This is a genomic window from Pseudomonas huaxiensis, assembly GCF_003231275.1.
Classification (GTDB): Bacteria; Pseudomonadota; Gammaproteobacteria; order Pseudomonadales; family Pseudomonadaceae; genus Aquipseudomonas; species Aquipseudomonas huaxiensis.
Genome location: NZ_QKVL01000073.1, coordinates 1 through 15921 on the forward strand (window position 1 = coordinate 1; position 15921 = coordinate 15921).

The following is a 15921-nucleotide window of genomic DNA, read 5'->3' on the forward strand; positions in this document are numbered from 1 at the left end:
TAGAAAACCCGCGGCTATCCCTTCCTACATCGTCCCGTTGTCGCACCAGGCGGCTGAGATCGTCCGCCTGATGCTGAGCCTGGTGCGCCCTGGGCAGCGGTATCTCTTCTCGCATCGTTCCAGGCTCAATGAGCGTATCAGCGAGAACACGCTGAACAGTGCCTTGCAACGACTTGGCTATGCAGATCGGCCCACGAGGCATGGTATGAGGGCAACAATCACCACGGCGCTTACAGAGCTCGGCTACCCCCAGCAATGGATAGACGCCCAGCTCTCGCACAGTGAGCCTAACAAGGTGCGAGCCGCTTATACCCACGCTCAGTACGTCGAGCAGCGCCGAGCAATGATGCAGGATTGGGCTAACCGGCTGGATCAATTGGAGCAGGGCAGGGTAGCGTTGGCGTGTGAGCGATTGACCACCAGCTTGGAGGGGGCGGTTCTGCAGTCGTTGAGGGCGCGAGGGCTTGAGGAGGCGGTCGGTTTGGATGGGATCGAGCCGGTAGCGCGATCCGTGCGTGCTGTTGTTGATAGGTCTGTTCGCTAGCCCACATATCAGTGCTTACCGACGCCTGCTGTTGAGGTGCGAAATCCTGAGCCAGTTTCCGAGTTTCAGCGTGAGCGTGCCGAGATGCTTGCCATCTACGAGGCACCGACAAATTTGACGGTACCGGCATTCGCGAAGCTTGCAGGTAAGTCCCGTGACCAGATTAACCGTGGGACCTCAACGGATAAATTCTTCTTCCTTGTGCGACTCGATGTGAACATCTTCCAATGGATAGGCGCAGCACAGCAGGACGAAGCCCTGGGCTATCTGCTCATCATCGAGGAATGATCCGTCGTCCTGGTTGACCGTGCCCGAGGTCAACTTGCCGACGCATGATGAGCAGGATCCGGCACGGTTGGAGTAGGGAAGATCGATCTTCGCATCTAAGGCCACGTCGAGTATGTATTCATCCGTTGGGCAGATGAAACGACAGGCGCCGATTGTTGCGGAGAATGCTTGGCCAGCCATTTGGTTTACCTCCTTGAAATAGCAAATGGCCTGCAAACCTGCAGGTCATGCCAAGACGCATGAAGGTCTGCGTTTTTCAGAAATCAGTTCATTTATCGACTTATCCACATCGTCGTCGGCTGCACCGCGAGTACAACCTGACCATCAGCAATGGTCAGCCATTGCGAAGACTTAATTAATCTTAATGATATTCATTCGTATAGTTCGGGTAGCCTCACGCACCGCCCTATGCAATGGACTCTGCATGAACCTTCCTGGACAGCTGCTTTGTGTCGCCCTCTTGCTGCATGCGCTCGGCGCGCATGCTGAAAATGCCGCTCCCACAGCGCCTTCAACTTCCAGCCAGCCAGCCCCAAGCTCTGGATCGTCGGGTTCAGGCTCTGGCTCGTCAGGTTCAAGCTCCGGTCAGCCAGGTTCAACCGAGCCTGCCCCGAGCACTGGCCCATCGACTTCAACCGAGCCTACGAACGGCCAGCCTCAGCCGGAACAACCCGCCACGTCGCCGACTCAGCAGCAGTCCGAAAGCTCCGGTCCGCTGGTTGCGACGGAGCCTGTGGACGACTTGGAAAAGCCGGAAAGCCCCATTCCGTTAACCTCATACCAAAAGCCGATTCCCCTGTGGCGGAGCGAGAATCCGCAGACGGGTTCGTATCCCTATGGGCAGGTGGACCCACGACAGAATCTGGGGGAGCCCGGCAGCGAGTCCTGTACGGGCAACCCGATCAACATGGCGACCGGCAACAAGTTCCAGCGCGAGACCGACATCGCCAGCCAGCGGGTAAACACGCTGGAGTTCGCTCGTTTCTACAACAGTAACCGCCGGGTTCACTGGACCCACACCTACAGCACTTACCTGGTGTTCAGATCCACCCATATCCAACTGGTGAGCGCCGATGGGCTGGAGCGCTCCTTCCTGCGGGACAGCGGAGGCACCCTGGCGACCTCGACCGCTCTTGGCGCCGGATCATTGCGCAAGGTCGGCAATGGCTGGGAGTACGTGAACCTCGAGAAGGATGTCCAGGCGTTCGACAGCCAGGGGCGGCTGGTGCAGTGGCGCGGGAGCTCCGGCTACCAGTACAGCCTGGCCTACGCCGGTGCAGTGGTCACGGTCACCGACAGCTACGGCAAGAAAATGACTCTGGAGCATGACACCTACGGGCGCCTGACCAAGGTCAGCAACGCGGCGATCAGCGTGCAGTATGGCTACGACAGTGGCGGTCGATTGATCGCCGCGACACGCAAGGGTACGGGCAACTGGAGTGCCAACCGGCAGTACGTGTATGACGATGCGCGCTGGCCCTTCCACCTGACCGGGCTGATTGATGAGCGCGGCATTCGCTTCGCCACCTGGAGTTATGACGGTCGTGGTCGGGCCATCAGCAGCGAGCATGCCGGGGGTGTGGAAAAGGTCACCCTGGCGTACAACGACCTAGGCGTCACCACCCTGACCAATGCGCTGGGCAAGCGCTCGATCCATACCTTCCAGACCATCGCCAGTGTTCGCCGGGCCGTGAAGGTCGAGGGCCAGGCTTCGCCGAATTGTTCGCTCAGCAACTCCTCGTTCGCCTACGACGAACCGGGAAATCTCATCGAGCGCACGGATGAGAAGGGCGTGCAGACGCGCTATGCCTATAACGCCCTGGGCCTGGAAATCTCGCGCACGGAAGCCTATGGGACCGCCCAGGCGCGAACCATCGTGACCGAGCGCGACAGCGACGGCGTGCTGCCGGTGGCCATCCGCGAGCCAGGCCGGCAGACGTTGATGACGTATGACGGGCAAGGTCGTCTGCTGGAGTCCATGGCGAGCTCTCTGCCCGTGCAGGCCGGTGCCGCACCCGTCACCACACGCTATACCTATGACGCCTATGGCCAGGTCACCCGCTTGGAGCAGAACGGCACGGTCACCTTCGCCTACGACGCCGACGGCAACATGACGTCCATGAGTGCGCTCGACAAAGGCCCCTACGTGTTCAGCAACTTCACCGCCTTCGGCCAGCCGAAAAACCTCCGTCTGGGGAATCGACGCTTCAACGTGACCTACACCGGTGATGGCAAGTTGTACTGGATGTCCGAGATCAACGCGGACAACATCAAGCGATTCAGCTACACACCGGCAGGCGATCTGAGCAGCATCAACTCAAACAGCCTGAGCCGCGAGTACGTCTACGATGACGCCAGGCGCATGGTCGAGATGTCCGTCGGTCAGGGCCAGAAAGTCCGGTACACCCTGGATGCCGCCGGCAATCGGCTCGCTACCCGCTATCTGGACCGCAACGGCCAGACGGTCGGTCTATATCGGGAAACCTTCGACGAGTTGAATCGGCGGATTTCGTCGCAATGGGGCGATGCCGGCGTGGTGACCTATCAGTATGACGCGGCCGGCCACCTCAAGGGGCAAGGCAACTCGCTGAACCAGTCGCAACGCTACGAGGTCGACCCGTGGGGCCAGCGGACCGCCGTGACGGACACGGCGGGGGGGACCGCGATCACCCGTTACGACGCCCTTGGGCATGTCGCCAGTGTCACCGACGGCCGCAACAACCAGACGCTGTACAGCCATGACCAACAGGGCCGCACGTTACGGGTCGAGAGCCCGGACAGCGGCGTGCGGCAGGATACCTATGACGCCAAGGGCAAGCTGGTGCGCCGGCTGTCGGCCAATGGCGTGACCACCCGCTTCACCTATGACGAGGAGGGCCGACTTGCCAGCAGGAAATATGATGGCTTGCCGGCGCTGGATGCGCAGTACAGCCCGCAGAGCTCGGGATGGAAAGTGATCACTGCCCAGGCGGAGGACCGGTACTCGCTGCGGCCTGACGATGGAAGCCTGATCAGCCAGCTCACGTTCCATCGGGAACCTACCGGCACCCAGCGCATGCTGGAGAGTGGGTTCACCTATGACGACAGCGGCAACATGACGGGTGTGGGCGTAGAGGATGGGAGTGGCGTAAAGACCGAGCGAAACGGTAACGGTCAGGCCACCAGCATCACATTCCGCCTGGCCGGCAAGGATTACCCTATCGCCAGCCAGATCAAGTACCTGCCCCTTGGCCCCGTCTCCGAGCTGACCTGGGGCAACGGCAGCAAGCTGGTGCGCCAGCATGACACGGCCTACCGGCTGACCGACCTGACCCTCGGCGGCACCTCCATCGCACGTTTCACCTACGATGCCATGGGCAATATCACCAGCCGGCAGGTCAACGATACCCAGCGCTCCTTCGCCTACGATCGCAGCAATCGCCTGGTCAGCGAAGAGAGCGACTACAAGCGCATCAACTACACCTACGATGCCAACGGCAACCGTACCGAAGCCCGGACCACGGCGCTGGATACCGGTACGGTGCTCGACACCCAGAGCCTCGCTTTCGCCGGCAACAGCAATCGCCTGCTGAGCCGGAACGGAGCACCGGTGGGTCTGGATGCGGCGGGCAACCACCTGGATGTCAACGATGGCTGGCGCTATGCCTACGATCCGGAGAACCGACTGAGCGAGGTGCGCAACCAGCAGGGAACCAAGGTACGCGCCTATTTCTACGATGATTTCGGCCGACGCAACGCGACCCACAGTTTCGATCCGGCCACGGGGGCCTTCAGCAAGGCCACCTACTATCGCTACGACCCCCAGGGTCACCTGATCGCCATGGACACGTTCGAAGGTAGTGAAAAAGTGCGCAAGGTTCGCTGGGTGTGGCTGGACGATCTGCCACTGGCACAGATCGATATCGGTGTTCCCTACATGGAGGACTACATCAGCATCTTCTACCTGCACAGCGACCCTTTGAACACGCCGCGAATGGCCATCGATGTGGATGGGGGGGTGGTCTGGTCCTGGAACGGCAGCGGTTATGGGGTCGGCGCTCCAGTCGAAGAGGCAAGCGGCTACAACCCTTGGCCAACGCCCATAGCCCTGCGATTCCCGGGCCAGTTCAGCGATGCCGCCTCCGAGCGCCTGCCTGCGCAGCTCCTGGGCCTGGACACACCGCTGTTCTACAACTATCACCGTGACTACAATCCCGCGCTGGGCCGCTACATGCAGAGCGACCCGATCGGACTGGAAGGCGGAATGAATACCTTCGCCTATGCCGGTGGCAACCCGAGCAGCTTCGTCGATGTGCTGGGGCTTGCACTGACCGGGCAGGGCACCTCCAATGGGGGGCCTGGCGGATTCCCCAAGAGCGGGCTGGAAGATCGTGGCGGTCCTCGGGCGGAGACGCTGACTGAAAAAGCTGTGAAGAAGACGTCGAGCGCTGTCGCCAAGCAAGCGGCCAAACATGTGCTGGAGTCGGCAGTTCCCGGGGGAGGCAAGCTCGTGGGGAGCAATCCTTACTGGGTGGGCTTTATGCTCTTTTTTCACACTGACGGGCTTGGTGGCTGTGATGGGGATGGCCACTGTTCGGATACCCGGGAGAACTCTTACCAATGTCGCCCATGAAACGGCGTGATCGCCTGTCAACCAATTACGGTAGTAGCAACGTTGCGCTTTTGTGCATGTCTCCCTCCATTGTGTTGAGCGCGGTTCTCATTCCCTCGCGTCCCGTATTGGTATGGGTTCTATGGGCATTTCTCAGTCTTCTGGCTTGCGGGGCGTTCTACGCAGTCATGGTAACGATGCGGCTGCCAGTCAGGATCCCGACTGGCTTGCGCTTCCTCGCCTGCCTGTTGGCGCAAGCAGGTTTCTGGTTCCTGTTGATCCACTTCAATGTCGCGTGAGATGACCCGCCCCCCCATACGCCAGCAACGCGGCCTGGCCCTGACCCTCGTGCTCTGGGTGATGGCGGCGCTCAGCCTGGCGATGCTGGCGGTATTGCCATCCATGCGCCTCGAGAGCCGCCAGAGCCATGCCGAGCTGCAGCGCAGCAAGGCCTTGCTCGCCGCCGAGGGCGGGGTGTCGCTGGTGGTGTTCGAGTTGTTGCGACACCCGGAACGCTTCCCGGCCAATGGTCAGGTGCTGCAGGTGCGGCAGGGCGATGTGGATCTGGCGCTTGCGGTCCGTAGCGAGCATGGAAAGCTCGACCTGAATACCGCTCGCCTCGAGTACTTTTCCAGCCTCTTCGTCGCCATGGGCGCTAGCCCTGGCGAGGCTGACGCTTTGGTCGGGCAAATGCAGGCCCACCGGCAGAAAAATAAACCGCTCTTTCACCTGGAAGAACTGCTCGCTGTCACGTCTATGGAGACGGCGCTGTTCCAGCGTGTCCTGCCCCATGTGACGTTGTGGGCAGGAAACCGGGTGCCGGTAGCGCCTTTCATCGACCCGACACTGGCGCAGATCACCGGCCTCCCGAGCACGCCCATGACCACCGTCAACCCGGGCTCAATCGTCAGCATCGATGTCGATGCGCGGCTCGACGATGGTTTCAGCGCCGGCCTGACTGCCACCGTCATGCTGACGCCCGACGACCAGCAGTCGGGGGTGTTCCGGACGTTGCACTGGGCGGAGCGCTGAGCTCGCCCGGCTGTCGTTCGTGTGGGCCCTGGCCGGGGCCGTTTCTTGAGGAATCCAGCAGGATATGGACATCATCGACCCCCTCGTCGAACAGCTTGTCTACGAGGGGCATCTGACCCGCGAGGCGCTGGCCCATGCCGAAGCGCTGCGTGTCGAGCAACCACAAAGCACATTGCCGGACCTGTTGCTGCGTCTGGGGATGATCTCCGAGGTGCAATTGGCGCACACCTGCGCAGGGTTGCTGGGCTGGCCGCGGTATGGGGCTTCGGAGGCACTGGTGCAGGAAGCAGCATTACCCGTTCTGCCTCTGCGTTTTCTGCGTCACCAGGGCATCGCACCGTTCGGCTTCGCAGACCAAGGCCAACTGAAGGTGGCGGTAGCACGTCCATTCGATCCTTATCCGATGCACGCCGTTGCTTTCGCCACCGGTCTTTCGTTATGCCCGTCAGTGGGTACCCCGAGTGAGGTCGAGCAGTTGATCGAGACCCTCTACGGAGACGGGCGCTCGGCAATGGGCACGCTCGCCGAGGAGTTCGAGCACCTCCAGGACCCGGAGGATATCGACCACCTCAAGGACCTCGCGCATGAAGCGCCGGTCATCAAGCTGGTCAACCTGATCCTGCAACGCGCCCTGGACCTGCGTGCCTCCGACGTCCATATCGAGCCTTTCGAAAACACCCTGACCATCCGCTACCGGGTGGATGGCCTGTTGCGGGCGGTGGAGTCGCCGCCGGTGCGCTCGGCCGCGGCGGTGATTTCCCGGGTGAAGATCATGTCTCGGCTCGATATCGCCGAGCGTCGGTTACCGCAGGACGGACGAATCTCGCTGCGCCTGGCGGGGCGCCAGGTAGACCTGCGCGTCTCGACCCTGCCCACCAGCTTTGGCGAGTCGGTGGTCATGCGCCTGCTGGACCAGAGCGCCGTCACCCTGGAGTTCGCGCACCTGGGTTTCAGCGGCCTGCCGCTAGAACGCCTGCTCGACGCCTTGCAGCGACCCAACGGCATCCTGCTGGTCACCGGGCCCACCGGCTCGGGCAAGACCACCACGCTCTATGCCGCGCTGGCCACGCTCAATGCCGTCGAACGCAAGATCATCACCGTCGAGGATCCGGTGGAGTACCGGCTCGAAGGGGTGAACCAGTTGCAGGTGCAGCCCGCCATAGGCCTGGACTTCGCCACGGCCCTGCGTTCTATCGTGCGCCAGGACCCGGATGTGATCATGATCGGCGAGATTCGTGACCTGGAAACCTGTCGCATCGCCATCCAGTCGGCGTTGACCGGCCACCTGGTGCTGTCTTCCCTGCACACCAACAGCGCCAGCGCGAGTATCGCCCGCCTGCTGGACATGGGCGCCGAACGCTACTTGCTGGCCTCGACCCTCAACGGCGTGCTGGCCCAGCGTTTGCTCCGGCGCCTTGATCCCGAGCGCTGCGAGTCGTTCGAGGCGTCGCCAACGCTGGTGCGCGAGCACGGCCTCGATCGCTTCACCGACGAGCGTCCGATACGTCTGTACCGCCCGCGACCCGATGCCGGGGGCGATGGCTACCGCGGCCGCGTGGCGATCAGCGAATTGCTGGTCATGTCGGAGGCCATCCGTACGCTGCTGATGGAGCAAGCCGACAGCACCGTGCTGGAGCGCGAGGCTCGGCGAGAAGGCATGCGCACGCTGCACGAAGAGGGCCTGCGCCTGGCGGCGGAGGGCGTCACCAGCCTGGAAGAAGTCCTGCGGATCACCAGCAGTACCGGTGAGGCACTGGCATGAACGACTACCGGTACCGTGCCATCGACCGCCAGGGTCTGCCTGTCAAGGGACAGGTCCAGGCACAGAGCCGCGAACAGGCGATCAGTCGCCTGCAGGGCGACGACCTGCTGATCGTCGAAGTAGGCCTTCGCGAGCGCCACTGGGGGCGCTTGTTCACCCTTCAGCCGCGGCCGGATGCCGGCCCGGTTCTGCGTTTCACCGAGCAACTGGCGACGCTGCTCGAGGCCGGCCAGCCACTGGAAAGCGCGTTGCGCTTGCTGGCCCGGCAGCGCCAGCCCAGGGCGATGCGGGAGCTGCTGGCGCGCTTGCAGCAACAGGTCAAGGCAGGGGCGTCGCTGTCGTCGGCCATGAGTCGGGAAGGCCGCAACTTTTCCTCGTTCTATCTCAGCCTGGTTCGCGCCGGTGAGGCCTCCGGCACCCTGGTCGATGCGCTGGGACAGTTGGCACACTACCTGGAGCGGGCCCAGACCCAGCGTGGCGAGCTCGCCAGCGCGCTGATCTATCCGGCATTCCTGCTGGTGGGCGTGCTTGGATCGCTGGTCTTGCTGCTGGCGTACGTGGTTCCTCAGTTCGTCCCGGTGTTTGCCGACCTGAATATCGTTCTGCCCGCCCTGACCGAAGCCGTCCTCGGCCTGGGCGAGGTACTCGTGCATTGGGGGCTGTTCATCGCGCTGGCTGGCGTGCTGTCGGGGGCGGGCGTGCTGCTGGCGTTGCGCGAACCGCACCGGCGCCAGGCGCTGCATGGGCGGTTGCTGCGCAGCGCCGGGCTCGGTGGATTCCTGCAAGCCCTGGAGACCGCCCGCCTGGCACAGACCCTCGGCACCCTGTTGAGCAAGCGCGTGGCGTTGCTGGCGAGCCTGGACATCGCCCGGCAGGTAGCCAGGAACCTGGCCATGCGTGCCGCCTTGACCCAGGCCGCCCAGGCCGTTCGCGAAGGGCTGTCGCTGGCCATCGCCCTGGAGCGTAGCGGGGTCTTTCCGGAACTGGCGATGCACATGATCCGTGTCGGGGAACAGTCCGGACAGTTGGGGGAAATGCTGCTCCGGCTGGCCCGTATCTACGACCGTCAGGTCCAGACGTCGACCAAGCGTTTCATGGCGGCCCTGGTACCGACCCTCACCCTGCTGATGACCCTGATGGTGGCGCTGATCATGTTGGCGATCCTGCTGCCATTGATGGAGCTGACCAGCACTATCTGAACGCAATCAAGGAGCAATCGTGCGCAAACGTCTTCGTAATGGTGGTTTTACCCTGCTTGAAATGCTCGCGGTGATCGCGCTGCTGGGAGTGGTAGCGGCCATCGTGGTGCGCCAGGTCGGCGGTAACCTCGAAAAGGGCAAGGTCGGCGCGGCAAAGGCGCAGCTGGCCAGCTTGAGCATGAAGCTCGAGAACTACGCCATGGATGTTGGTGCTCCTCCTGTGGCTTTGCAGGACTTGCTGGTGAAACCGAAGGATGCCACGAACTGGTTCGGCCCCTATGCCAAGCAAAGCGAGTTGCACGACCCGTTCGGCCATGAATTCGCCTACCTCAGCCCCGGCGAGCACGGCAGCTTCGATCTGCTGTTCCTCGGCCGCGACGGCAAGCCCGGGGGCGAGGGCATCGATGCGGATCTGGGCAATTGGCAATAGTGCGAGGGCAAGGCGGCTTCACGCTGATCGAGCTGCTTGCGGTCATCGCCCTGATCGGCCTTGCCAGCGCATTGCTGGTCAACGGGCTGGGGCGGGGCGTGTCGGCGCATGGCGAGCGACAGGCCATCGCCGAGTTGCTGCAGACCCTGCGCGAAGCACGCTCGCAGGCCCTGCTGCAACAGCGCCAGGTGAGTGTCGCGTTCGACGCGCAGGCCAGGTGTTATCGCCAGGGAGTGAAAGCGCAGCGCTGCCTGCCGAGCACCCTTGGCTGGACGGTGCACCTAGCGCTTGCGGCGGACGGTCGGTCTGCGCTCCTTCGCTTTCATCCCGACGGTAGTTCCAGCGGGGGCAAGCTGGAGGTGCAATCGACGACCCAGGTGACACGGATCGACATCAGTTGGCTGACCGGTATCGCCAGTGTGCGGCAGCTGCAGCCATGAGCGGCGGACGGCGCAGGCAAGGCGGCTTCACCCTGCTCGAGCTGATCGCCGCCATCGCCTTGTTGGCTGTGGGCCTGACGGTGGTGCTCAGCGGTGCGGGGGAGGCGCTCAAGGGCGGAGTGCGTGACGAACTGAAAAACCACATGGCCGACATGGCGCGCTCGCTGTTCGCCGAAAATGTTCTCGGCAACGTGCCGCCCGGCAGGCTCGAAGGCATGCGGGAGGGGGTGCGCTGGCAGCTCGATTGCACCCTCCAGGACACTTTGTCCGGCACCGGCATCGCCCTGTACCGCCTCGACCTGACCCTGAGCCGCGGTGTGCGCCAGGAGCATTTCTCGACACTTCGATTACAGCGGCCTGCGCGCAAGGGCGAACCATGAGGCGGATGCAAGGTTTCACCCTGCTCGAACTGTTGGCGTCCATCAGTTTGATGGGCCTGCTGATGGTGCTGGTAGCAGGTGCCTACAAGAGCAGTGCCGGCGCCTTGGGCAACGCCATGGCGGCGAGTCAGCGCATGGGCCAGGAGCGCGCGGCGAAACTGTTTCTGCGAAAAGCTATAGAGGGCCTTTATCCCTCCGGAGGATTTATGGGTGAGCCTGATCGAGCGGAGTTCATCGCCCCCTTGCCCATGGGGCTGGGTGGACAACCACGTCGGCACCGGCTGGAGGTGACAGCGGTTGGCAAGGCAGGCCTGGAACTGCGCGTGACCTTCCTGGCCAGTGATCGCGAGGTGCTTTGGGGCGATCCCCAGGTGTTGATCAGCGGCCTGCGCGACCTCGGCCTGAGTTATCGAGGGTTCGACGACATGAGGCGCGACAGCGGTTGGCTCGACCATTGGCCCTGGCCGCAGCGCGCCCCTCGCCTGGTGCGCCTGCAGATGCGCAACGCCCAGGGACAATGGTCGACGACGAGCCTGATGGTGCGCGGCAATCAGCAGACAGGTATTGGAAAATGAAAGGTTCCCTGGCGTCACTTCCCGGTCCGGCGCTTATCACGCGCCGGGCCGTCGAGCGCTGGCAAGGCACACCGCTGGCGCGTTTCTTCGCGTGCTGGTGGCGATCGCTGTTCGATTGCCTGCCCTCACCAATGAGGCATCGGCTACAGCTGCGTGGGCGGGGACGACAGCTCGACTGGCCCGTGGCGAGTGAGGAGCCGGTCACGGCGGGGCCGCAGGTGCTGCTGCTGGCGCCCGGGGCGGTGCTGGAGTGCACCCTTGCGCTGCCGCGGATGTCCCTGCATGCGGCGCGCCAGGTGTTGCTGTTCGAGCTGGACAAGTACACCCCTTTTACGCCGACGCAGGTCTGCTTCGACGTGTGTCTGTTGCCGGGGGGGGCTTCGCAGTCGATGTGGATCAACCTGGTGATGATCGAGCGCGAGCGTCTCGATGGCATCGTCCGGGAAGCCCTAGCGCTGAGCATCGAGGCCGGCTGGGTGGATGTGTGTGACCCGGTCGGTCGACCCCTGGGCCTCGACCTGTTGTCTGGCACCGTCCATGGCCGCGCGCGGCGACAGGCACGCTTGGTGCGCCGCCTGTTGAAGGCCGCTTGCGTGATGCTCGCCCTGGCCACCTTGAACGCCTGGGTCGAGCGCCGCGAGCAGGCATTGGAGACTCGCCGCGAGGAACTGTCCCGGGCTCGGGCGAGCGCCCTTGAGGTCGATGGCATGCGCAAGCAGTGGCAGGCCAGGGTGGAGATGGAACGTGCCTTCCAGCTCAATGAAGAACAGCGTCTGACCAGCGTGGCCATGCTGGACCTGCTGACCCGGTGCCTGCCCGAGCAGACCTGGCTGGATAGCTTGCAGGCCAGTCGCGATGGACGCCTGCAGTTGTCCGGTAGCAGTGAGCGGGCCAGCGACCTGCCCGAACTGCTGAACGAATGTGCCGGACTGCGCAAGGCGGTGTTGCAAGGAGGCATCCAGCCTGACCGCGAATCCGGCCGTGAACGTTTCACCCTACAGGCTCGATGGCCGGTGTTGGAGCATGACGAACGATGAGACTGAATCATGATGCCCGGCGCTGCGGTGCCGTGCTGCTGGCGCTGATGGTGGTGGGCCTGGCGTATTGGTTGACGATCCATGCCTGGTTCGTCGCGCCCTTGCTGCGCATGGCGCAGGAAGAGGGGCAGATGATGATCGATCATCAGCGCTATGCCCGGCTCGAAGCACAGCGCGAAACTTACAAGGTACGCCTGGAGGCGGCCAGTGATTCGCCGATGATCGCCGGTACTCCACTGTCCGCTGCCGGGCCCGAGGCCGCTCAGGCGCAGGTGATGCAACTGGTGGTCGAGCGGTCCGCCATGAATCCGGAAAGCGGACTGCCCTGCATCGTGCTCAATCGGATTCCCCGGCAAGTGTCTGAACAGGGCGGGCTGACCAAGGTGGTCATTGAAGTGGCGCTGGAGTGCGGACCTCAGGCGCTGGCGACCACCTTGCACCGGCTCGAGCACCAGGTGCCGTTGTTGCTGATCGAATCGATGGATATCCGGCGCCTGGACGAGATGTCGCCGGACAACGGGCATTCACCCAATCGGCTGGCGGTGCAGTTGCAGCTCTCCGGTTATCTGGCGCGCAAGCAAGGAGCCCGGCATGAATGATCGCAAGCGGGTGGTGCTCGCCAGCCTGCCCTGGGCATTGGCCTGTGTCCTGCTCGGCGGACTGTGGTTGTTCCTGCGTGGCAACGTGCAGGAGGTGCAGTGGGAGGCCCCAGCACCCATGGTCGTGAGCGAGCCGCCTGCCGCGCCGCCAGCGGCGTCCCGACGGCCCGTCGAACTGTTGGTCTACTCCGCCATCTGGGAGTTGCCCCTCTTCGCCGAGCGGCGTCACGCCGATGCTGCGCCGGATGAGCAGGTGAGCAGCCCACCCCCCGCTACCGACGAGCTGTCGTTGACCGGTGTGATGGTCGCGCCGCCTTTGCGGGTCGCGTTCATCCAGCAGTCGGGCCAGCGGGCCCTGACCGTCAGGCAGGGCGACGTCTTGCCCGGCGGCTGGGTGGTGACCCATATCGATGAGCGGCAGGTCGAGCTGAGCATCGGTCCCCATCGCCATTCCCTGCAGATCAGCAGCCCGAGGCTGCCTACCGTGCCCCGCTGAACCTCATGTTTGCATTTTCAGAAGGATATTGATTTCGTGGCTAATCGTTTTGCCCTGACTTGCCTGGCGGCGTTGACCCTCCAGGGCTGCGCCCATTCGTTGCCGGCGCCATTGCAGGACCACGATCTGATTCGTGAAGGATTGCAGGGTACCGGGCGTGAAGGCCCGGCCGATGCGCCCGCGCAGGTCGAGGCGGCCGCGTCCGTGGAGACACCTGTTCCGGCGCGCCGGCAGATACTACGGGGCAACCGGCAGTTCGTTGCCGACCTGCCTGCGCGGACCAGGACGACGCCCGCTGTCGAGGAAGGCCAGATCAGTTTCAACTTCGCCAATCAGCCCATCGCCGCAGTGATCAATACCGTACTGGGCGACGTGTTGCAGGAGGACTACAGCATTGCCCAGGGAGTCAGCGGCGAGGTGTCGTTTTCCACGGCCAAGCCAGTGGACAAAGGCCAGGCACTGTCCATCCTGCAAACCCTGCTGTCGTGGACCGGCAATGCCCTGATTCGCCAGGATGGCCGTTACTGGGTGGTGCCGGCCAAGCTGGCGGTAGCCGGGCAGATGACCCCACAGCGGCATGTCCCGGCGCCCGGCAGCGGAATGAGCGCACGTCTGTTCACCTTGAACTACATCACTGCGGTGGAAATGCAGAAGCTGCTCAAGCCGTTTGCCCGGGAGAGCGCGTTCCTGCTGGTGGATCCTGCACGCAACGTGCTGGTGCTGGGAGGGACGCCCGAAGAGTTGGCCAACTATCAGGACACCATCGACACCTTCGACCTCAACTGGCTCAAAGGCATGTCCATTGGTGTGTTCAACCTGCAGCGGGCCGATGTTGCCGAACTGATGCCCGAGCTCAATCGCTTGTTCGGCCAGCGCGGTAGCACCCCCCTGGCCGGGATGATCCATTTCCTGCCCATCGAGAGGACCAACGCCGTGGTGGCGATTTCCGCGCAGCCCGAATACCTCGATGAGGTCGGGCGCTGGATCGACACCATCGACCAGGGCGGGGGGTATGAGCCGCAGATGTATGTCTATGACGTGCGCAACATGAAGGCCAGCGATCTGGCACGCTACTTGAGGCAGATCTATGCTAACGAGTCGCCAGGTAACGACGGTCAGGGGCAGGTAGCCCCCGGGTTGCGCAGCACCACGCTGTCATCCCAGCATGGCCTCGGGTCGTTAAGTCCCGATTCCGGATTACCAGGCGCCCGGGAGGTGATCGCTCGTCCTCGTGATGGTGAGGGTGATGATAAGCAGGTGGGCGCCGAGGGGGCTGCTGCCTCGATATTCACTAGCCAACCGGGCGACAGTCAGGTTCGCATTACAGCGCAACAGGGCAGCAATCAATTGTTGGTGCGCTGCCGGCCTGCTCAGTGGCAGGAAATCCAGGCGGCGATTCGCCGTCTCGATAACCCGCCGCTTCAGGTGCAGATAGAAACACGCATTCTTGAGGTCAGCCTTGAAGATGGCATGGAACTGGGTGTCCAGTGGTACCTAGGGCGCCTGGCTGGAAACGCCGGTACCAACGGTATTCAGAACGTACCGGGCAGTCAGGGGGCGATGGGTGGAGGCGGGGCAGCCTTGAAGGCGAGCGACTCGCTGTTTTACTCGTTTGTCAGCAATAACCTGCAGGTGGCCTTGCATGCGCTGGAGAGCAGCGGCAACACGCGAGTGCTGTCCGCGCCGTCATTGGTGGTGATGAACAACCAGAGTGCGCAGATCCAGGTCGGTGACAACATCCCGATCAACCAGACAAGCATCAACCTTGACAACACCTCGGTCACCACTAGCAGCGTACAGTACGTGCAGACCGGTGTGATTCTCGACGTTGTTCCACGAATCAATCCGGGTGGCCTGGTATACATGGATATTCAGCAACAGGTCAGCGATGCCAGCACGTTGCTCGATGCCAATGGCAACCCTAGCATCTCGACGCGCTCCGTATCGACCCAGATCGCGGCACAGAGTGGCCAGACAGTTCTGCTGGGGGGGCTGATCAAGCAGAACGATGCCGAGAGTCGCAGCCAAGTACCGTGGGTGGGCAGGATTCCGGGTCTTGGCTGGTTATTTAGCACTGCACAGCGCAACCGTGAGCGTACCGAATTGATTGTCCTGATCACGCCGCGGGTGGTTGTCGACGCAAGCAGTGCCCGACAGGTCACGGATGAGTATAGGCAGAAGTTGCAGCTGGTACAGCCGGCGGTGGATGGAGGTTAAGCTGTATCTGAAATGCTTCTGCTATTGGACGATTGAAGCGCCGCCATCGAAGCACAGAGTTTCTCGCTTTCCTCAAGGAGGTGGACGCCAACGTCCCGGGCGACATCCCCGCCCATTTAGTGATGGATAACTATGCGACGCACAAGACCGACAAGATCAAAGCTTGGCTTGCAGCACACCCGCGCTACCAGGTCCATTTCACACCGACGTCGGCGTCTTGGTTGAATATGGTTGAGCGCTTTTTCTCGACGTTGAGTGAGAAGTGGATCAAGCGCCAGGCACACACCAGCGTGAAAGATCTGGAAGAGTCTATTGAGTACTACCTGACCAA

The 15921-nt window shown here is 62.8% G+C and carries 14 protein-coding genes and 1 pseudogene; 14 read left to right on the plus strand and 1 reads right to left on the minus strand.

The window, feature by feature from the left end; genetic code table 11:
* A partial coding sequence (locus tag DM374_RS31390) for a tyrosine-type recombinase/integrase (protein ID WP_225422645.1) occupies positions 1-544 on the plus strand: 544 nt, incomplete at its 5' end.
* A 177-nt stretch (positions 545-721) separates the two neighbouring features.
* On the opposite strand, the gene DM374_RS31395 is transcribed toward DM374_RS31390, so the two are convergent.
* Positions 722-1012 (minus strand): 2Fe-2S iron-sulfur cluster-binding protein, encoded by a 291-nt coding sequence (locus DM374_RS31395; RefSeq protein WP_110973382.1) that lies wholly within the window; start codon positions 1010-1012, stop codon positions 722-724.
* Positions 1013-1256: 244 nt separating this feature from the next.
* Between DM374_RS31395 and DM374_RS31400 the strand changes: the two genes are divergently transcribed.
* From DM374_RS31400 to DM374_RS31465, 13 genes and pseudogenes are all read left to right on the plus strand, one after another.
* Positions 1257-5444 carry an RHS repeat-associated core domain-containing protein gene (locus DM374_RS31400; protein WP_263854307.1) on the plus strand — a complete coding sequence of 1396 codons (4188 nt, stop codon included), beginning with the start codon at positions 1257-1259 and terminating at the stop codon, positions 5442-5444.
* A gap of 279 nt (positions 5445-5723) precedes the next feature.
* Complete coding sequence (locus DM374_RS31410; protein WP_157969783.1) at positions 5724-6455, plus strand: type II secretion system protein GspK; 732 nt, start codon at positions 5724-5726, stop codon at positions 6453-6455.
* Positions 6456-6519: 64 nt separating this feature from the next.
* Positions 6520-8217, plus strand: a complete 1698-nt coding sequence (locus DM374_RS31415; protein WP_110973386.1) for a GspE/PulE family protein — start codon at positions 6520-6522, stop codon at positions 8215-8217.
* The gene (locus DM374_RS31420) at positions 8214-9416 is read left to right on the plus strand and encodes a type II secretion system F family protein (RefSeq protein WP_110973387.1); all 1203 of its coding nucleotides are present in this window, start codon (positions 8214-8216) and stop codon (positions 9414-9416) included. The genes DM374_RS31415 and DM374_RS31420 overlap by 4 nt, the downstream gene beginning before the upstream one ends.
* Positions 9417-9435: 19 nt before the next feature.
* Complete coding sequence (gene gspG / locus DM374_RS31425; protein ID WP_110973388.1) at positions 9436-9846, plus strand: type II secretion system major pseudopilin GspG; 411 nt, start codon at positions 9436-9438, stop codon at positions 9844-9846.
* Entirely contained in the window at positions 9846-10286 is a 441-nt protein-coding gene (locus DM374_RS31430) for a GspH/FimT family pseudopilin (protein ID WP_225422647.1), read from the plus strand. Before gspG ends, DM374_RS31430 begins: the two co-directional genes overlap by 1 nt.
* On the plus strand, positions 10283-10666 hold the full coding sequence (locus DM374_RS31435; protein WP_110973389.1) for a type II secretion system protein: 384 nt from the start codon (positions 10283-10285) through the stop codon (positions 10664-10666). Before DM374_RS31430 ends, DM374_RS31435 begins: the two co-directional genes overlap by 4 nt.
* The gene (locus DM374_RS31440; protein ID WP_110973390.1) at positions 10663-11241 is read left to right on the plus strand and encodes a prepilin-type N-terminal cleavage/methylation domain-containing protein; all 579 of its coding nucleotides are present in this window, start codon (positions 10663-10665) and stop codon (positions 11239-11241) included. Before DM374_RS31435 ends, DM374_RS31440 begins: the two co-directional genes overlap by 4 nt.
* A 182-nt stretch (positions 11242-11423) precedes the next feature.
* Positions 11424-12278: a PilN domain-containing protein gene (locus DM374_RS31445; protein ID WP_157969785.1), complete on the plus strand. Its 855-nt coding sequence runs from the start codon at positions 11424-11426 to the stop codon at positions 12276-12278.
* Positions 12275-12877: a type II secretion system protein GspM gene (gene gspM / locus DM374_RS31450; RefSeq protein WP_110973392.1), complete on the plus strand. Its 603-nt coding sequence runs from the start codon at positions 12275-12277 to the stop codon at positions 12875-12877. The genes DM374_RS31445 and gspM overlap by 4 nt, the downstream gene beginning before the upstream one ends.
* Positions 12870-13373 (plus strand): type II secretion system protein N, encoded by a 504-nt coding sequence (locus DM374_RS31455; RefSeq protein WP_110973393.1) that lies wholly within the window; start codon positions 12870-12872, stop codon positions 13371-13373. The genes gspM and DM374_RS31455 overlap by 8 nt, the downstream gene beginning before the upstream one ends.
* A 36-nt stretch (positions 13374-13409) precedes the next feature.
* Positions 13410-15590, plus strand: coding sequence for a type II secretion system secretin GspD (gene gspD / locus DM374_RS31460; protein ID WP_157969786.1), 2181 nt, complete (start codon positions 13410-13412; stop codon positions 15588-15590).
* 23 nt (positions 15591-15613) lie between these two features.
* Positions 15614-15921, plus strand: a pseudogene (locus DM374_RS31465) (transposase); the annotation flags it as partial.